This is a genomic window from Pontibacter mangrovi (assembly GCF_006385705.1).
Lineage (GTDB): Bacteria > Bacteroidota > Bacteroidia > Cytophagales > Hymenobacteraceae > Pontibacter > Pontibacter mangrovi.
Map to the genome: position 1 here is coordinate 478,203 of NZ_VFRQ01000002.1, position 17,986 is coordinate 496,188.

The 17,986-nt window shown below is 51.2% G+C and carries 16 protein-coding genes; 7 read left to right on the plus strand and 9 right to left on the minus strand.

Annotated features, from left to right (window positions below):
* Positions 1-3: 3 nt before the first annotated feature.
* Complete coding sequence (gene rbfA, locus FJM65_RS05655; RefSeq protein ID WP_140620302.1) at positions 4-399, minus strand: 30S ribosome-binding factor RbfA; 396 nt, start codon at positions 397-399, stop codon at positions 4-6.
* A gap of 196 nt (positions 400-595) precedes the next feature.
* Here rbfA and FJM65_RS05660 point away from each other — a divergent pair, with 196 nt between their 5' ends.
* Entirely contained in the window at positions 596-2,002 is a 1,407-nt protein-coding gene (locus FJM65_RS05660) for a hypothetical protein (protein ID WP_140620304.1), read from the plus strand.
* Between the two features lie 422 nt (positions 2,003-2,424).
* Here the strand turns inward: FJM65_RS05660 and rpiB are convergent, their stop codons facing one another.
* The 8 genes from rpiB to FJM65_RS05700 form a co-directional block, all read right to left on the minus strand.
* Complete coding sequence (gene rpiB / locus FJM65_RS05665) at positions 2,425-2,862, minus strand: ribose 5-phosphate isomerase B (protein ID WP_140620306.1); 438 nt, start codon at positions 2,860-2,862, stop codon at positions 2,425-2,427.
* Positions 2,862-3,707 carry a twin-arginine translocase subunit TatC gene (gene tatC / locus FJM65_RS05670; RefSeq protein ID WP_140620308.1) on the minus strand — a complete coding sequence of 282 codons (846 nt, stop codon included), beginning with the start codon at positions 3,705-3,707 and terminating at the stop codon, positions 2,862-2,864. Before tatC ends, rpiB begins: the two co-directional genes overlap by 1 nt.
* A 33-nt stretch (positions 3,708-3,740) precedes the next feature.
* The gene (glyA, locus tag FJM65_RS05675; protein WP_140620311.1) at positions 3,741-5,015 is read right to left on the minus strand and encodes a serine hydroxymethyltransferase; all 1,275 of its coding nucleotides are present in this window, start codon (positions 5,013-5,015) and stop codon (positions 3,741-3,743) included.
* A 186-nt stretch (positions 5,016-5,201) separates the two neighbouring features.
* On the minus strand, positions 5,202-11,216 hold the full coding sequence (locus tag FJM65_RS05680) for an IPT/TIG domain-containing protein (protein ID WP_140620313.1): 6,015 nt from the start codon (positions 11,214-11,216) through the stop codon (positions 5,202-5,204).
* Between the two features lie 439 nt (positions 11,217-11,655).
* The gene (locus FJM65_RS05685; RefSeq protein ID WP_140620315.1) at positions 11,656-12,351 is read right to left on the minus strand and encodes a metallophosphoesterase family protein; all 696 of its coding nucleotides are present in this window, start codon (positions 12,349-12,351) and stop codon (positions 11,656-11,658) included.
* Between the two features lie 97 nt (positions 12,352-12,448).
* A complete protein-coding gene (locus FJM65_RS05690; RefSeq protein WP_140620317.1) occupies positions 12,449-12,688 on the minus strand; it encodes a hypothetical protein in 240 nt (79 codons plus the stop codon).
* Positions 12,689-12,770: 82 nt separating this feature from the next.
* On the minus strand, positions 12,771-13,067 hold the full coding sequence (locus tag FJM65_RS05695; RefSeq protein ID WP_140620319.1) for a hypothetical protein: 297 nt from the start codon (positions 13,065-13,067) through the stop codon (positions 12,771-12,773).
* Positions 13,068-13,149: 82 nt separating this feature from the next.
* Entirely contained in the window at positions 13,150-14,007 is an 858-nt protein-coding gene (locus FJM65_RS05700) for an SDR family oxidoreductase (RefSeq protein ID WP_140620321.1), read from the minus strand.
* 111 nt (positions 14,008-14,118) lie between these two features.
* Between FJM65_RS05700 and FJM65_RS05705 the strand changes: the two genes are divergently transcribed.
* The 6 genes from FJM65_RS05705 (at position 14,119) to FJM65_RS05730 (ending at position 17,930) form a co-directional block, all read left to right on the plus strand.
* Entirely contained in the window at positions 14,119-14,373 is a 255-nt protein-coding gene (locus FJM65_RS05705) for a 4a-hydroxytetrahydrobiopterin dehydratase (protein WP_140620324.1), read from the plus strand.
* 134 nt (positions 14,374-14,507) lie between these two features.
* Positions 14,508-15,218, plus strand: a complete 711-nt coding sequence (rsmI, locus tag FJM65_RS05710) for a 16S rRNA (cytidine(1402)-2'-O)-methyltransferase (RefSeq protein WP_140620326.1) — start codon at positions 14,508-14,510, stop codon at positions 15,216-15,218.
* A gap of 1 nt (position 15,219) precedes the next feature.
* Entirely contained in the window at positions 15,220-16,449 is a 1,230-nt protein-coding gene (locus tag FJM65_RS05715) for an Lnb N-terminal periplasmic domain-containing protein (RefSeq protein WP_140620328.1), read from the plus strand.
* A gap of 2 nt (positions 16,450-16,451) precedes the next feature.
* The gene (locus FJM65_RS05720; protein WP_140620330.1) at positions 16,452-17,255 is read left to right on the plus strand and encodes an inositol monophosphatase family protein; all 804 of its coding nucleotides are present in this window, start codon (positions 16,452-16,454) and stop codon (positions 17,253-17,255) included.
* 31 nt (positions 17,256-17,286) lie between these two features.
* Positions 17,287-17,472 (plus strand): FeoB-associated Cys-rich membrane protein, encoded by a 186-nt coding sequence (locus FJM65_RS05725; RefSeq protein ID WP_140620332.1) that lies wholly within the window; start codon positions 17,287-17,289, stop codon positions 17,470-17,472.
* A 119-nt stretch (positions 17,473-17,591) separates the two neighbouring features.
* Positions 17,592-17,930 (plus strand): hypothetical protein, encoded by a 339-nt coding sequence (locus FJM65_RS05730; RefSeq protein ID WP_140620334.1) that lies wholly within the window; start codon positions 17,592-17,594, stop codon positions 17,928-17,930.
* Positions 17,931-17,986 lie beyond the last annotated feature (56 nt).

Sequence of the window (17,986 nt, forward strand, 5' to 3'; positions counted from 1 at the left end):
TGCCTACTTGTTAGGGTATGTTTCGTCGTCCTCGTCGTCCTCACGCGCCGGCGGGATGTCGATGTTCTCAAATAACTTGTCGATTTTGGCTGCATACTCGGCCGTGTCATCCAGGTAGAAGATCAGTTCCGGGATGATGCGTACCTGGTTCTTGATGCGCTGGGCCAGTTGGTGCCGGATGGTTTTGACGTTGAGCCGCACCTCCTGCAGCACTTCCTCGTTGTTTTTAGCCATCATGATGCTCAGGTATACTTTGGCCACACCCAAGTCTGGCGATACGCGCACGACGCTCACCGATATATAAGCGCCCCCGAACAGGTGCGGCACCTCCCTCTGGAAGATGTCGGCCAGCTCTTTCTGAATCAGGCGCGAGAATTTCTGTTGTCTTTTACTTTCCATACGAAGATGCAAATATCATATTAATTTCGCATTTTTACCCCAAAAGTGCCTCACTCATTTCGGGTCAGGCGCTTTTTGCAGACGCCTCTGAGGCAAAGGCTTTTGCTTATTTGCCTGGATGCGCTTGCACGGCACCGCCATTATACTTTGCCCGGCGGCTTTTTTATATTACCGTTTTCTATAACTCTGTCTTTCCTTGATTAGTTACTTCCGTAGTATACTGCCTTCCCGTATTTTTTTGCTGGTGCTGCTGTTCCTCGGAATACAGCTGCCGTTGCTGCTGCTAGGCTTTCCGGGCACGGCGCCTGAGCTGCTGCACATGCTGGTGGGGGAGCGGCTGGCAGAAGGCCACGCCATGTACCGCGACATCTACGATAACACGGCTCCTATCTCGGCGCTGGTGTTCTGGCTGCTGGATCTGCTGGCCGGCCGCTCTTTTATGGCGTACAGGCTTACGGCCTTGGGGCTGCTCCTGCTTCAGGCCCTCCTGCTCAACAATACCTTGAACCGGCACCAAGTATACGCCAGCAAGAACTACCTGCCGGCGCTGCTATACCTGCTGCTGGGCAGCCTCTCTTTTGAGTTTAACATGCTTACCCCGCTGCTTATCGGCAACACGTTCCTCATACTTTCACTACCCTACATCATCACCCTCTCCAGAGAGGGCTTTGAGAACAACCGCTTGTTTATAGGTGGGTTTATGCTGGGCCTGGCTGCCATGTGCTACCTGCCGCTGGCCGTATTTCTGTTGGTAGGGGTTTTCGCGGTCATCTTTTTTGCGTCCAACACCTTTCGGAGCGCCATGCTAATGCTGTGCGGCTTTGCCTTCCCGTATGCCGTGCTGATGACTTTCTACCTGTATACCAATACCGGGCAGGAGTTCCTGCAGCTCCACCTGCTGCGCCCGTGGCAACTGCAGGTGGCCTTTCTGCGCCCTCCGTCGGACGTAGCCAAAATCATGACGATCCCGGGTATCATACTCCTGCTCTCGCTGCTGAGCGCGGCCTCGCTGCCGCAGCGGCTTGTGTTTCAGGTTAAGTTTCAGCAGCTCATGTGGGTGTGGCTGGTGGCAAGCATGCTGGTCATCTTCACCCGCGACGAGATCACGGTGGCTACTTTTGTGATCATTCTTCCGCCCATTGCTTATTTCGGGGAGTTTTTCTTTACCTCCGGCCGTAAAGGGTGGATGCTGAACACAGTATTTATGGTAATGCTGGCCGGAGTATTGATTTTGCGCTACCGGCTTGTGCTGGGCATCAACCAGGTGCTGCAGATGGATGAGTCGCCGCTGTTGCTGCCTGAGCAGGTGCAATTGCCGGTGCAGCACAGCACGGTGCTGGTGCTGGGCAACGACATCCGCTACTATATGCAAAACAAGCCTGTTACGCCATACCTTAACTGGGAGCTGGCGCAACGGCACTTCGGCAAGCTAAACGAATACCAGGCGGTGCTGCAACTGCACGAGAATTTCCGCAACGAAATGCCGCAGTACCTGGTCGATAAGGCGGGACTGATGCCGGAGCTCTCTTACAAGCTGCCCACTATCTTTGGCAAGTATGAGGAAACGGAAGACGCTGGGGTTTACCAGCTAAAGCAACCATAATACTAATCTTGATTGATTATTGCGCATGGATTGGTTCCACAGTTTATTTAAAGTCTAAAACCCACCCCTATGAGCTACGCTCGCTAGCTCAAAACTCTCGTTTTGGCTAGTCCAGAGGAGGGGAATCAGCCTGTAAATTTGTAATAGGCACTGCGCACGAACTAACTGATAGTGGTATAGGTCTAGACAAATGGAATGATGCGCCTGCTTCATTTCTATAGCTTACCTACAGCTTATAAACCCACCTCTAACTCTTATAAGGAGGGGCGTCTGCCTGTAGCCTTATCAAGAATATTGCGTACGTACCAACTGATATTGGTATAAAAGGGGCTGCAACGGCTCTATAGTTTTTTCTGAAACAGAAAGGCCGCCCTATACAAGAGCGGCCTTTCTGTTATATAAAAATTATACTTTCCCGCAGCTTAGCAGGCGGCAATTTTGCTTACTCTGTTCTGGTGGCGGCCGCCCTCAAACGCTGTGCTCAGGAAGGCTCTTACCATTTCTTTGGCCACGTCCTCTGACACAAACCTGGCAGGGATGCACAGTATGTTGGCGTCGTTGTGCTCGCGGGCCAGCTTTGCCAGCTCCGGCAGCCAGCACAGGGCCGCCCGGATTTCCTGGTATTTGTTTGCCGTCATGGCTACGCCGTTTCCGCTTCCGCAGATCAGGATACCATAATCGGCCTCTTTGTTTACCACCGCCTTGGCCAGCGGGTGCACATGGTCCGGGTAATCCACGGAAGCCTCAGAGCCCGGCCCAAAATCCTGAACCTGGTGCCCCATCTCGGCCAGCACCTCTTTCAGCATGTTCTTGTAAGTATAGCCGGCATGGTCGCCGCCAATTGCAATTTTAAGAGCCATTAGGATTCGTTGTTTTGTTCGTTAAGTCGCTTCAGGTCACTTTTACGTATCGAGTGCGATACATGGATGCTGGCCTCATAAAGCAGCATCAGCGGCAGGGAAATTAATAGCTGGCTCACCACATCCGGCGGCGTGATGATGGCACCCACTACCAATATAACCACCAGCGCGTGGCGGCGGTACAGCTTCATGGTTTCTGCCGTAATCAGGCCAGCCTTTGTCAGGAAGAAGACGATGACGGGCATCTCAAACATAAAGGCGCAAGCCAGGCAGAGGGTGGTAAGGGTGGAAACGTACGACGACAGGTCGAACTCGTTAATAATGCTGGGGTCAACCTGGTAGCCCGCCAAAAAGTTGATGGAGATCGGCGAAACCACATAGTATCCGAACAGCAGGCCCATCACGAAAAGTATGGACACAAAGAATACGGCTCCCTGTGAGTTTTTGCGTTCCTGCGGGTAGAGCCCAGGCCTCACAAAGCGCCATATCTCCCAAAACGCATACGGGAAGGCACAGGCCAAACCTATCACCGCCGACACCAGCAAGTGCATCGTGAACTGCCCGCTCATCTGCCGGCTCTGGATGGTAAAGCCCATCTCGTCAAAGCACAGCGCCTCTGAACCCAACCTTTGGCCTACTTCGCACATCACCCTGTAGCTTAAGAAGTCAGTGCGTGAGGGGGCAAGTATAATGTCGTGGAACACGAAGCCTTTCGCCAGAAAAGCTGCGGTAGCAAATACAAAGATGGAGCCTAGCGCCCTGATGATATGCCATCTTAACTCTTCGAGATGGTCCACAAAGGACATCTCCTGCGGCTCTTTTTCCTCCAAAAACGGTTGGTCCATCAAAAGCGGTTCCTCCTATACGTTCTGTTCTTATTAATAAGCGAAAAGCGGATATTCCTGCATCCAGTTGTTGATATCGCTGCGCACGCTCTTTATTTTACTCTCATCGCCATGGTTAGCCAGCACCGTGTCGATGTATGACACGATACGCTCCATATCCTGCTCTTTTAGGCCGCGGGTTGTAATGGCTGCCGTGCCCACACGCATGCCCGAGGTAACGAATGGCGACTTGTCATCAAACGGCACCATGTTTTTGTTGATGGTGATGTCTGCCTGCACCAGGGTATTCTCGGCCAACTTGCCAGTTATACCTTTAGAACGCAGGTCAATCAGCATCATGTGGTTGTCTGTGCCACCGGAGATGATGTCGTAGCCGCGCTGCAGGAACGCCTTAGCCATTGCCTGTGCATTTTGCTGCACCTGCTTCACGTAGCCCAGGTAATCATCAGACAGAGCCTCAAAGTATGCTACCGCCTTCGCTGCGATCACGTGCTCCAGCGGCCCGCCCTGCGTACCCGGGAAAACGGCGCCGTCCAGCAGCGATGACATCATGCGTATTTCACCTTTAGGCGTTTTCAGCCCGAATGGGTTCTCAAAATCCTTGCCCATCATGATCATGCCGCCCCGTGGGCCACGCAACGTTTTGTGCGTCGTGGTGGTTACGATATGGCAATGCTCAAACGGGTTGTTCAGCAGGCCGCGCGCGATAAGTCCGGAAGGGTGGGAGATATCGGCCAGCAACAGAGCGCCAACCTCATCAGCAGCCTGACGCAGCTTTTTATAGTCCCAGTCGCGGCTGTAGGCAGAGGCGCCGCAGATAATGAGCTTTGGCTGCTCGCGGCGAGCCGTTTCTACTACTTTATCAAAATCGATTAACCCTGTTTCCTGCTCTACGCCATAGAAAGAAGGGTTATATAGTTTACCTGAGAAGTTTACAGGCGAGCCATGCGTCAGGTGGCCACCGTGCGACAGGTCGAAACCCAATATCTTATCTCCCGGCTGCAGCACCGCCAGCATCACCGCTGCGTTTGCCTGCGCGCCGGAGTGTGGCTGCACGTTTACCCACTCCACTCCAAAAAGCTCCTTTGCCCGGTTAATAGCCAGCATCTCCGACTGGTCTACCACCTCACAGCCACCGTAGTAGCGCTTGCCCGGCAGCCCTTCGGCATACTTGTTCGTCATTACGCTGCCCATGGCCTGCATTACCTGCTCCGACACAAAGTTCTCAGAGGCAATCAGCTCAATGCCATGCATTTGGCGGGCTTTTTCTTTAGCAATCAGGTCAAATATGGCTGTATCTTTTTGCATTCGTTCTGGTTGGATTTAGTGAGCGCTCAAAATTAAAGTATGCGCCGGAATAAACCAATGTTTCAGAAGTTTATATACGAAGCAGGCCCTGCAGCTAGATTTCCTGTTCTTTGCGTTTTTCAGATTTAAAAACAAAGGCCCGGTACTATTGCACCGGGCCTTTGTAGTATAGCTTCTATCTACTTGCTATTCTTTTATCACTTTCACTTGTGAGGTTTGTCCGTTTAGCTCTACCGTCAGCACATACATGCCTTTGGTTATCTTGTCGTAAACAGGCAGCTGCACTTCGTTTTCTCCCTCTTCCAACTCCAGGCTTGCTCTGTACACACGCTGGCCAGTGATGCTGTGCAGCGTCAGGGTTGCCTTTCCGCTAACTTCGGCTGTAATGTATACTTTAGAGTTAAAGTTGATCGGGTTAGGCGCTACTAGTAGCTTCTGTACCAGCTCCAGCGCCTTCACGTTTATGGCAATCACTTTGCTGTAGTCAGTCGTTCCGTCCAGGTCTACCTGCTTCAGTCGGAAATAGATGGTGCCGCTGGCATTGCCGAGTTTGTGCGTAAACGTATAATCTGTTCTGAGCACGCTGTTGGTCACTTTGCTTTCTACCACACCTATCTTCTCGAAGCCCTGTTTCGGATCTGTGGACATCTCAACTTCGAAGTGCGAGTTGTTTTCCTCAGAGGCTGTTACCCATCGCAGCACCACGTTGCGCTTCTGCAGCGCCGCATCAAATGACATCAGCTCTACTGGCAGCGGTGTAATTATAGAGTTCAGGGCTACTGTTGATCTATACACTGAATAGCTGCTGTTGGTAATCGTGCCGCTCAGGTTTGTGGCAACGTCTTCTGCCGGCTGTGCCCTTACGTACACTATTGTTTCTGCAACTGTTCCATTTCCATCGGTAGTCAGCGCTGTCACTGTCTTAGCCCAGGTTGTGGTATCAGTCGAGTCCATTGTAATATAGTAGTAGTCGGTCTTAGACGCCACTGCAATGTTCAGGTTTTCCCCTACTGGCAGGTACTGAGCGCTTACTGTATAAGATTGCGCTGCTGAATTTTCTCCGGCCTTCGCTTTAAAGCTAAGACTGTTTGGCGTAACCGTAATGATCGGCTGCTGGATGTATAGCAGTTCTGAGCTTACTTCGTTTGCCTCGGCCGCCGTTATGGAAACCGTATTGGTTGTGGCGGATCTTGGCACCAGCATCTCCAGGGTGTTTACATCACTCTCCAGGAAGCTGGCGGTAATGCTTCCAACTTTTGCTACCCCTATGTCTTGCAACTGATAGCCTTTTGCAAATACAGTCTCTTTAATGCGCGCCGGATTACTGCTGGTGATCTCAACGTTATCTGCATCCTCAAAGCGCACGATTACCGGGCTTGTCACCTCAAAGGCTCCTGCTTCTGTCGTATTTGCTGCGTTTGTTAAAGTCACAGTTCCAGAAATAGCATCGTCTGGCACCGTTACCTTCACCCAGGTACCGCCTACCTCATCGTAGCTTGTTACTGTGGCAGCCAGGTCAATCTTGTCTGCGTCTGCTGCCGGGATAGTTGCGCCGCCGTGTCCTTTAAAGTATACTTCCAGCGCACCATCTACGTCCCACAGGTTCTCACCTGAAATGGTTACTTCCGTTCCTTTCGGTCCTGATGCAGGGCTAAAGGAGCTATATACTGGCGCGTATACTACTCTGAAGCTTTCGTTACTTGTTACTGTAGTTCCACCATTATATGGCGTAGTTACTGCAATTTGGCCTGCAAGCGCGTCATTTGGTACCGTCACCTGAATTTCTGTCGGCGACAGCACTGTGTATGTAGCTGGTATTGTTGATGCGCTTCCAGTAAATGCAACAGCAGTAGCCTCATCGAAGTTGGTACCCGTAATTGTAAACGTTGTGCCTACCACACCGCCGCTTACTGAGAAACCAGTAATGGTCGGCGCGCCGATGATGGTCAGCGTTTGCGTTGACTCGCCGGTGCCGCTTAGGCTTGACACTCTTACGTTACCAGTTACAGCTCCAGCCGGTACGTTCACGGTTACTATATCCGTTCCTTCTTCAGTGGTGCTATAAGTCGCGCTGGAGATAGTGCCATTTATACGATTACCATTTGTGCTAGCGAATGTGACTGAAGGAGCAGTTCTTCTTACTTCGCCGCCTGATCTTGTTTGCTGATAATATTCATCTAATCTAGTACCTGATATAGTGACAGTGTTTACACCAGCGTATACTCTATTTTTATTAAGGTTAGAGACTAAAGGCTTATATACTGTTAGAGCATAGGAATCGGTTGAACCACTTTGTGTGGTAATTGTTAAAGCATTAGACGTCGTAACATCCACAACTGGAGCTATAAAAGCTAGCGATGTTTCACTAACAATATCAACATCATTCAAAGGAATATCTATTCCTCCGTAATTGACAGTTATTGGCTCTATATAGTTTGTACCAGTTACATCAACCCATTCACCTGCATAAACAGCCGTTGGATTTACAGATGAGATAGTAGGCTTCAGAATCTCGATTGCCACTGGATTACTTATTCCACTACCGGATGCTACTGTCATTGTGCCCGTTCTCGCAGTAGATGGAATCACAACCGTTACTTCCGTATCAGAATAGCTTCCCTCTGCCGGTGTAGCTGTTGCAACAGAACCTTCATTCCCATGAAATGTTACAGTCGGCGCTTTCAATTCCACACTAGATGTGGTTCCGTTATAGTATGAGCTTAGATTCTGACCTGTAATCGTTAGAACTGTACTGCCTGCATACCCTTTAGCTGTACCTTCCTCTGAAGTTAAGCTTATGATGTTTGGCTCAATAACTGTGTAGTTATCTTCGCTGGTACCTTTACCGGCAGGGGTTGTTACTACTATTGGACCTGTTCCGGCGTCAAATGGTGCTTTTACAGTTACAGTTTGGTACCCGGTAAAGTTTCCGGTTCCGTCTTCCAATTCGTCTATAACAATCCCTATGTTTGCAACAGGCCTTCCATTGAATGTTATTTCGCTGGCATTTTCTAAGTAGCGGCCTCTGATCGTTACCTGCTGGTTTGCATAGCTAGTAGTTGGCTCAAATGTAATATCAGTAGGAGCTGGCACTACAAAGTCTGCTTCGCTGGTAGCGGTACCACCTGCCGCTGTTACCTGTATTTTACCTGTAACAGCTTCGGTTGGCACAGGCACCATAAACTCTGTAGAAACTGTCGCCAGGTCCACAGCTGTCAGGTTTGCATCATACTCGTCACCTTCTGCCTCTGTTCCCAGGAAGGTTACTTTAGACAAGCCCTGGAAATTTTCACCTGTAATGGTTACCAGGGTATTAGCTACTCCCTCCGTTGGGTCGAAAGAAGTAATAATTGGGGCAGGGAAAACAGTGAAGTCTGCTTCTGTTGTGAAAACAGTTTCATTACCCTCTACCAGGCTGAGTTTGCCTGTTGTAGCACCCACCGGCACGATTGCTGTGATAGTGTTATCTGGGTTCAGCGTAAACTCTGCTGCTGTACCGTTAAACTGCACGCCCTCTACCTGGTTCAGGAACCAGCCAGTAAGCACTACTTCGTCACCTACTTTGCCTTGTGTTGGGCTGAAGCTGGTGATCTCCGGCACCGTCACTACCTCATAGCTCTCAGTACTAGGTTCGCTGGTACCTGCGGCATTGGTTACCATTAACGGACCTGTTACAGCACCGGTAGGCACTGTGGCTGTAATCTGTGTAGGAGAGTTCATGTCGAACGTTGCAGCTACTACCTCATCTCCTGTTCCTGTGCCCAGGAACGTAACCACAATGCCTTCACCGATAAACTCTGTCCCGGTAATTACCACCTGGTCACCTACTTTGCCTTTAACAGGGTCTATGTCCGTAATGGTTGGAGTCTGGATGATGGTGAAGTTTTCTTCGCTGCTGCCAGAACCTTCCGCATTTGTTATTGTGATAACCCCTGTAGTCGCGTCGATTGGCACCTGCACCGTCAGCTCTGCATCTGATACTACATTAAAACCGCCTGGATTCGTGTCTGCGTCGTAGGCAGTTGTTATTGGAGCACTGTCGCCGAAAGTCACGGCTGTAGTACCCGTAAAGTTGTAGCCTGTGATAGTTACGGTGTTGGCGGCAACTCCCAGCACCGGGTCAAAGCTCTCGATAACCGGGATCAGGATAACGGTATAGGAATCTGTCGTAGTAACAGAACCTGCAGGGTTCGTGATCTGAAGCGGACCTGTTACTGCTCCGTCCGGCACGGTAACCAGAAGCTCTGTGTCGCTGGAGGCGGAGAAGACCGTTGCTGGCACTTCCGCACCGTCGGCACCCGGGAAAACAACTTCGCTTACATACTTCAGGTTCTCACCGGTAATGGTGATTTGTCTTCCAAGAGGACCTTCTGTAGGATCCATGCTGGTATAAACCGGCGCTTGCACTACTTCAAATGGCCCGTTCCAGGTGGCAGTTCCGCCTTGTGTTTTTACAGTTACGGCACCTGTTGTAGCTCCTGTCGGAATGTTAAATGTAATCGCTGTGCCTTCAGGGCTAACCGTAAATTCTGTCGCCGCTGCGGTAAGCGTAACGCCGCCGAATACCACTTCCGTAGCTGTTCCGAAGTTCTCACCTGTAATCGTGATTTCGTCTCCTACAATACCATAGGTTCTTGCATCTGCTACTTCCAGCGCATCCTGTGTGTTGGTAACGCTGGTAATAACCGGTGCCGGCACAAAGGTAAAGACTTCATCACTTGTGTCTTCTTTTCCCTCCGGCGCTACTACTTGTATCTTGCCTGTGCTGGCATCAGCCGGCACGGCTACTGTCAGTTGGTCATCTGTGGCAGGTATAGCCGTAACTGCTACTGTTCTGTCATCTGTTGCACCTTCACTATCTCCCAGGAACACCACCTGCGTTACGCCCGATAGGTTTGTGCCTGTAATGGTAAGGGTCATGTTAGGGCCAGCGGCAGTAGGGGCAATGCCTGTAATAGTAGGAGCCGGAACATTAAACATTATGTCGCTTTGCCCGTTGCCTGCAGGGGCTTTCACGGTAATATAGCCGGTGCCGGCGCCAAGTGGCACTGTAGTAGCGATGTTATTATCTGTAATGGTGAATTGCGCCTCTACGCCGTTAAAGTATACTTTTGTAACAGAGGCCAGGTAATTACCTTGCAAGGTTACAGAGGTACCCACTGGGCCACCTTCACTCGGTAAAAATGCTGTAATGGTTGGCGCCAGCACATCAAAGCTTGTTTCGCTTTCGTCGGAGCCGGCAGGGGTAACTACTGTAAGTTTGCCATCGGTGGCGGCTGCAGGCACGGCTACGGTAATTTCTGTGTCTGTTACAGAGGTTGGCGTGGCTGCTACACCGTTAAATGCTACGCTCGTTGCGCCGGTAAAATACTGGCCCGTAATGGTGATAACATCGCCGGCGCCACCTGCGGCAGGCATGAAGCCTGAAATAACAGGAGCTGGCACTACAAATTCCGTGGCAGAAGTCGCCTCATCGCCATATGGCGTAACCAGTTTGATAAAACCAGTAGAAGCGCCGGTTGGCACGGTTGTCGTAATTTCGGTGCCCGCCGTATTTACAGTAAAAGTATTTTGCAGCACATCTCCGAAGTATACTTCTGAAACACCGTTAAAAATGTTACCTGTGATGGTAACCGGTGTGCCCGGCACTCCCTGGTCTGGCGTGAAGCCTGAAATCTCTGGAGCCTGCGTTACCTCAATGGCATCCAAGAACGCATACGCATTCGTTACGCTGCTCAAGGAGAACTTAACGTCTGTGGCATTTCCTGGCAGATACACACTATCGCGGATAACCTCAAGTGTCAGTGCATTTGAATTCCCTGAGGTATAGGTGGCGCCGTTATCGGTGCTGTATTGCACCTGCATTGTTGCATTGCCCCCGCGGGTAGTAGACAACTCTGCACTGTAGCTTACCTTAAAGCCTGTTGCCAAGGTCCCATCAGCGTTTCTCAGCTTTATGTTTACAAAAGCCGTCGTTGTTCTGAGCTGTGCGGAGCCGCCACTGCCGTCAGTCTCCAGGTCTGCACCGTCGATGCTCAGGCCGGAGGTTGTGACATCCGCGGCCGTATTGTTGCGCCAGGGACCGTCGTAAGTTTTGGTTGTTTGCGCAAAGCTGAGGGAGACTATCCCAAGCAGGAAAACACACTGCAACAGCAGTGACCGGAGGAATCGTGTAAAAGGGGGAGCGTAGAGTTGTGCCATAGCTTAAGTGTAATAATATAATAAAATTTTCCTGTGCTATTTTAAATGATTCGTAATTGCCACAAAATAAGATAATTTATCTATCATTTGGGCAATTTAGTTATCTAATTTTTAATCTAATTTCCTGAATATGCCTGGAAATATGTATATAAGCTTTTTTTGAATATATAGATGTGACACTATATTAGTTATTGTATTCTGCGGCAGAAACAAAGCTGGGGGGCCTTCATCTTTTTTAACTCTCCTCCTGCTTCTTAACATTGGATAACAATTCAGTCCTATTTTATTGTTTGAGACACTTACGATACCATCCTAAATGAGTTCAATCTTAGTAAAAATAAAAAAATACAAAGTTTACATACACTAACTGAAAAATAATCCAAAAAACGCTGTTACACCATAAACACCTGTTAATGAGGAATATGTGCAAAGCGCAACCTTACCCTTTGCGGGCAACCGGGTAAGGCCTGTCGATGTTGGGCTGCACAAAGAGCTCCTGCGCATCCAGGTCTAAAGCTACGAGGTTGCCGTAGGCGGCATTTTTGTAGTAGACACACCCGGCGTCCAGGTTCAGTTTCTGGCTTTTGTGCGTTACGGCTTTCTTAATGGCATGCAGGGGGGTGGGGGTATGGCCGTGCAGCAGCTTCTTGTTCCCAAGGCGCTCCCAATCAGGTTTGTAATCCCGGATGTTGAGCATGGCCTCTTTGTCCGAAAAAAGGTCGTCTTGGTTAAAGTCGAAGCCTGCGTGTACCAGGTAAGTATCCGGCAGCTCCAGGTAATAGGAAAGGCTTTTCAGGAAACTCACATACTTTTCAGGAAGGTGCTGCACGCTGCTTATCTTAAAGCTTTCCAGCAGCAGCTCTTGTTCGGTGGGGGTAAGGCTAAGGTGCTTGGGCCCTTTTGTTATACCTTTCAGCAGCATCTGGTCGTGGTTGCCGCGCAGGCAGTGCACCTGGTACTTCTGCTTTTGCAGATGAAGTATAAAATCCAGCACCTCTTTTGAGTCGGGGCCTTTGTTCACCAGGTCGCCGAGCAGGTATAGTTCATCTTTTTTGGTAAGCCGAAGCTGATCGTGCACCATGGCTTTCAGGGTTTGGGCACAGCCATGTATGTCTGTAAGGGCGTAGCGGGGCATATAGTAATGTATGGCACAGCCTAAGTGGGCAGGCAAAGATAATACAGAAATAGCACCCGCGGTACAGGTGCTATTTCTGTAAGTGCTATTTCAGATCTCAGTTATACTTGTTGTTGTCAATCTCAGGCTTCTGCGTGTTGCGGTTCGGGTTGTTTGTCATGGTGTTTTTCCCCGCCGCCTTGTCAGGGCCTTCTGTATGTTTCTTCTTCAGTTCTTCGTGCTCTGCACGCGTTTGGTTAGGGTCTACAGGCTTGCCGCCCGCTGCCTTTTCCTGTCCGCGTCCGCTTGGCTTTCCTTCGTTCTCAGAGCTTGGTTGTGTGTGCTTGTATGATGGCATGATGTCCTCCTTTTTTTAAATGTAAGGTATGGCCGGCTAAGCATACTTGCCGGCCATACTTTTATACTTGGTTTATACTTGGTCAGGAGCCGCGGCCCTCTTCTTCGGTGCGCATGTTGTCTGGTGGCTGGATGCCATCGTCGGCAAAGTCATTTACGCCAGTGGCGCTTGGCCCTTCGGAGGCGGTGTCGCTACCGTAGCCTTCTTTGCCGTCGCGGTTACCGAAGCCGCCGCGCTGGTGCTCGTTCTTAGGCGGGTCTGCGCCCGGAATGATGTGGCCGGCACGCATTTCTGCTTCTCCTGTATCGTCGTCCAGTTCCCGGAAGCCTCGCTTGTCGGGCAGCTGGTTCTTTAGTTTATCTTCTTTATCTTCAGCCATAACAGCTTTCTTTTTTAGTTAACACTGCGCTTTGTTTCAAAGGCGCTTATACCTGGTTTTACTCTTTTCTGGCTGCTTTGGTTTAGGTTGTTACCATCTCGCCGCCATTTATGTGCATCACCTCGCCTATGGTAAAGGCGGAGTCGTCGGAGGCCAGATATACGTAAGCGGGCGCCACCTCCGAGGGCTGGCCGGCTCGTTTCAGCAGTGTTTTCTGGCCAAACTTCTCCACATGTTCCTTATCAAAAGAAGCCGGAATGAGCGGCGTCCAGATCGGGCCCGGCGCCACGCCATTTACCCGGATGCCTTTGTCGGCCACCATTTGCGCCAGGGTGCGGGTAAAGGTAAGTATGGCCCCTTTAGTGGAGGAGTAATCGAGCAGCAGCTTGTTGCCGTGATAGGCCGTAACGGAGGTGGTGTTGATGATGGCGCTGCCTTTCTTCATGTGGTTCAGGGCCTCCTTCACAAAGTAGAACATCGAGAAGATATTTGTGTCGAAGGTGCGTTTCAGCTGCTCTTCGGTAATATCCCGGATGTCCTCCTGGGCATGCTGCTCACCGGCGTTGTTCACCAGCACATCCAGCTTGCCCAGTTCCTTCACGGTCTTCTTCACGGCCTCGCGGCAGAAGTCCTCTTTGCCCACATCTCCCGAGATCAGCAAGCACTTGCGGCCTTCTTTCTCCACCAGCTGCCTGGTTTCTTTGGCGTCTTTGTCCTCGTTGAGGTACACAATGGCAATGTCGGCTCCCTCGCGGGCGAAATGCACGGCCACGGCGCGGCCAATGCCGCTGTCGCCGCCAGTTATCAGGGCCACTTTACCTTTTAGTTTGTCGCTGCCTTTATAGCCGTCGCGTATTATTTCCGGCTCCGGGGTCATTTTATGCTCCTTGCCCGGCTGCTCCATCTCCTGCGGCGGAAAAGATTTTGGTTTGTTATCCATAGCTTTTATAGGTTTACGGGTATAAATAAACTGTTTAACCTATACGCCAGCACCCTGGCCTGGTTATGCTGGTATACTTACAGCATTGGTTGTACCTAAAGATTTATACTTATGTGGAAAGAAGAAGACGACAAACTGACGCGCAGCCTCACATTTAAAGACTTTAAGCAGGCGCTGGCTTTTATAAATAAAGTTGGCGAAGTAGCCGAAGAGTTGAACCACCACCCGTGGTGGAGCAACGTGTACAACAAGGTAGAGATAGAACTCACCACCCACGACGCCGGCAACACCGTAACCGAGAAAGACTTTAAGCTTGCCAGGCGGATCGACGAGATTTACGACAGGATGAAGGCAAGTAATGGATAATTGTTAGTTGTTGATTGTTTTTGGGCTGTTTGCCCCTTCTCTGCTGATTTTCTAATATACCAAACTGGGCGGTTATACTTTAAACCAAGCAACCAGCAATTTAACAACAAGCAATTAAGTCGTATCTTTGCCCCATGCAGGAACAGGAAAAGACGAGTTTATACCTGGTGCCGACGCCTATCGGTAACCTGGAGGACATTACGCTGCGGGCCATCCGTGTGCTGAAGGAGGTGGACGTTATACTTGCCGAGGACACGCGCACCAGCGGAAAGCTGCTGCAGCACCTGGGCATTGAGAAGCGCATGCACAGCCACCACCTGCACAACGAGCACAAGGCCACCGCCCACCTGGTAGACCGCCTGAAGGCCGGGGAGGTGATGGCGCTGATCTCGGACGCGGGCACACCGGGCATATCGGACCCTGGCTTTTACCTGGTGCGCGAGTGCCTCAAAAACGATATCAAGATAGAGTGCCTGCCGGGAGCCACGGCTTTTGTGCCGGCGCTGGTAAAATCCGGCTTCAGCACCGACCGCTTTACGTTTGAGGGATTCCTGCCGGTGAAGAAAGGCCGCCAGACGCGCCTGCAGAGCCTGGCCAGCGAGGAGCGCACCATGATCTTCTACGAGTCGCCGCACCGCCTGCTTAAAACGCTTGCGCAGTTTAAGGAGTATTTCGGGGGCGAGCGTGAGGCCTCTGTTTCACGTGAAATCTCGAAGATGTTTGAGGAAACCATTAACGGCAACCTGGATGAGCTGATCGAGATCTTCAGCAACAAAAGTATAAAAGGCGAGTTTGTGGTAGTGGTTTCCGGGGCCACCAAAGGCGGAAAAGCCGAGAAAGAATAACATGAAAGCATTTATAAAGAAACTGGCGCTGGCCCTACTGCTCAGCGTTTGCACGTTGCCCGCCTGGGCGCAGTTTGACGGTATAGCCTTGTCGCCGCAGGCCAAGATCAGCCTCATTACCTGCTCGCCGGGGCCAGACCTGTACGCTATTTTCGGGCATAGCGCGGTGCGGGTGCACGACCCCGCAAACGGTATGGACGTGGTGTTTAACTACGGCACCTTCGACTTTAACGAGCCCAACTTTTACCTCAAGTTCGCGCAGGGCAAGCTCCGGTACAAGCTGTCGGTGGCCTACTTTCGCGACTTTGTGTACAGCTACTCCATGGACAACCGCTCTGTGTTTGAGCAGCAGCTGAACCTAACCGAGGAGCAGAAGCAGCAGTACTGGAACTTCCTGACGCACAACTACCTGCCCGAGAACCGTTTCTACCTCTACGACTTCTTCTTCGACAACTGCGCCACCCGCATCCGCGACGGCCTGGAGGCGACTTTCCCGAACCAGCTGGCCTTCAACATCAGCCAGTTTGACAAAGACTACAGCTTCCGGAACCTCATCGACCTATACCTGGGCCCGCAGCCCTGGGGCGATTTCGGGATAGACACTGCCTTGGGCGCCCGCATAGACAAGGAGGCAACGCCATACCAGTACATGTTCCTGCCGGACTACCTGGCCAAAGGGCTGGGCAACGCCACCATTGCCCAGAACGGGCAGCCGGCACCGCTCACGCTGGAGCAGAAGGTAATTTTTGAGCGCGACCCATCGGTGCCCCTTGAAGCCGGCTGGCTGACGCCACAACTCGTGTTCTGGGTTTTTCTGGCAGTGGTGGTTGCCTTAACCGTTGCCGATATGATCAAGCGCCGCCGCAGCCGCGTGTTCGACATGGTGTTCTTCCTGCTGCTGGGCCTATTGGGTATCGTTATCCTGCTGCTCTGGTTCGCCACCGACCACCAGGCTACGGCTTATAACTTTAATTTGCTCTGGGCCATACCTACCCATGCGGTTGTTTCGGTTTTCCTGGGCCGCAACGTGCTACGGGAGTGGGTGCGCAAGTATATGCTGGTTACCACCGCTATCACGGCCATAGCGTTGCTGGGCTGGCCGGTGTGGCCGCAAATGTACCATGCCGCGTTTCTGCCGATTATGGTGGCATCCATACTTAGAGGCGCCTACGCCGTATGGTTCTCTAAAAAGGCGGCAGCCCTTGCCCCTCCACAAAGTATAGCAAACTAACCATGAACCTGAAACAGCTAGCCAATAACCTGACCATACTTTGCCGCAACGTCGGCGCTTTTATACAGAAGGAGTCCGAAAGCTTCGACAGCTCCAAAGTAGAGAAAAAAGGCTTTAACGACCTGGTATCCTACGTAGACAAAGAGGCGGAGCAGAAACTGGTAGAGGGCCTGCGGAAACTCTTGCCCGAGGCCGGCTTTATAGCAGAGGAAGGCACCGACTCTACAAAGGGCGAGCGCTTTAACTGGGTGGTAGACCCCTTGGACGGAACGACCAATTTTACGCACGGGCTTCCGGCTTACTGCGTTAGCGTGGGCCTGCTGGATGGCGACGAGGTGGTGCTGGGCACTGTGTACGACCCTAACCGCGACGAGTGCTTCTGGGCCTACAAAGGCGGCGGCGCCTACTGCAACGATACTCCCATACACGTATCGGGAGCACCTGCCCTGAAAGACAGCCTGATCGCTACCGGCTTTCCATACTATGATTTCGGCCTGACGCAGCAGTACCTGCAGGTGCTGGGGGCGTTCATGTCGCGCTCGCATGGGGTGCGCCGCATGGGCTCTGCCGCCATAGATTTGGCTTATGTAGCCTGTGGCCGCTTTGAGGGTTTTTTTGAGTATAACCTGAAGCCTTGGGATGTGGCCGGAGGCGCCATACTTGTGCAGGAGGCCGGCGGCAGGCTCAGCAAATTTACCGAAGAGGGCGATTATGTTTTCGGGGGCGAGATTGTGGCCAGCAACAGCCAGGTACACCCCGAAATGCAGCAAACCATCGGCGAGTTCTGGAAAAAGGCGCAGTCCTAAACTTTTTATACTTTCACACGGTTTCTAAAGTATGATACAGCACATCCTTATCCTGTTCATCTTTCTGGCAGCGGTGGCCTACATGCTGCGCATCCTTTACCAAACCTTTACGGCCAAAAGCGGATGCGCCAAGAGCTGCGGCGGCTGCTCCACCATCGACCTGAAAAAGATACAGCAGGAGCTGGAAAAGCGCAAAGCCAGTACGCCAAGTGTGTAGCCAGTTGGCCGCCTCAACTCCTCCCCAGCCTTATTACCGAGCGTTATTTTGTATCTAAACTCTGTTTTTGCGTATAGTTCTATACTTAGACGTATGAGAACTTATTAAAACAGTATACTATGCAAGATAAAGTTGAAGAAAGATCTTTGGTGAACGTGCTGAACCGCCTGCGTAAAGATGGCTATAAGTATGACTTTAAAGTTAGTCAGGACGGCAGAATGTGCACCATGGAGGAAAAAGACTATTTCACGCCCGAGCAGGTACGCATTGTAGACCACTACCGCTTTGAGGGCGAAAGCGACCCGGACGACATGTCGATACTATACGCGCTGGAGACAAACAACGGCCTGAAAGGCACCATCTCCAACTCCTATGGCCCCTATGCCGACGAGAACGTGGACACCTTCCTGAAACAGGTAGAGGACCTGGGCAAGAACCTGGATAAAAAAGACAAGTAAAAAGAAAGGGCCGGTGTAGTACCGGCCCTTTCTGCTGCTACTCAAAGTATACTTCA

What these genes read in the sequence shown, in the direction of transcription:
- FJM65_RS05720 (WP_140620330.1), top strand. Translation starts at nt 16,452, where the DNA reads ATGAACCTGAAACAGCTAGCCAATAACCTGACCATACTTTGCCGCAAC.
- FJM65_RS05695 (WP_140620319.1), bottom strand. Translation starts at nt 13,067, where the DNA reads ATGGCTGAAGATAAAGAAGATAAACTAAAGAACCAGCTGCCCGACAAG.
- FJM65_RS05715 (WP_140620328.1), top strand. Translation starts at nt 15,220, where the DNA reads ATGAAAGCATTTATAAAGAAACTGGCGCTGGCCCTACTGCTCAGCGTT.
- FJM65_RS05680 (WP_140620313.1), bottom strand. Translation starts at nt 11,216, where the DNA reads ATGGCACAACTCTACGCTCCCCCTTTTACACGATTCCTCCGGTCACTG.
- rpiB (WP_140620306.1), bottom strand. Translation starts at nt 2,862, where the DNA reads ATGGCTCTTAAAATTGCAATTGGCGGCGACCATGCCGGCTATACTTAC.
- glyA (WP_140620311.1), bottom strand. Translation starts at nt 5,015, where the DNA reads ATGCAAAAAGATACAGCCATATTTGACCTGATTGCTAAAGAAAAAGCC.
- FJM65_RS05690 (WP_140620317.1), bottom strand. Translation starts at nt 12,688, where the DNA reads ATGCCATCATACAAGCACACACAACCAAGCTCTGAGAACGAAGGAAAG.
- FJM65_RS05705 (WP_140620324.1), top strand. Translation starts at nt 14,119, where the DNA reads ATGTGGAAAGAAGAAGACGACAAACTGACGCGCAGCCTCACATTTAAA.
- FJM65_RS05730 (WP_140620334.1), top strand. Translation starts at nt 17,592, where the DNA reads ATGCAAGATAAAGTTGAAGAAAGATCTTTGGTGAACGTGCTGAACCGC.
- FJM65_RS05700 (WP_140620321.1), bottom strand. Translation starts at nt 14,007, where the DNA reads ATGGATAACAAACCAAAATCTTTTCCGCCGCAGGAGATGGAGCAGCCG.
- rsmI (WP_140620326.1), top strand. Translation starts at nt 14,508, where the DNA reads ATGCAGGAACAGGAAAAGACGAGTTTATACCTGGTGCCGACGCCTATC.
- rbfA (WP_140620302.1), bottom strand. Translation starts at nt 399, where the DNA reads ATGGAAAGTAAAAGACAACAGAAATTCTCGCGCCTGATTCAGAAAGAG.
- FJM65_RS05725 (WP_140620332.1), top strand. Translation starts at nt 17,287, where the DNA reads ATGATACAGCACATCCTTATCCTGTTCATCTTTCTGGCAGCGGTGGCC.
- FJM65_RS05685 (WP_140620315.1), bottom strand. Translation starts at nt 12,351, where the DNA reads ATGCCCCGCTACGCCCTTACAGACATACATGGCTGTGCCCAAACCCTG.
- tatC (WP_140620308.1), bottom strand. Translation starts at nt 3,707, where the DNA reads ATGGACCAACCGTTTTTGGAGGAAAAAGAGCCGCAGGAGATGTCCTTT.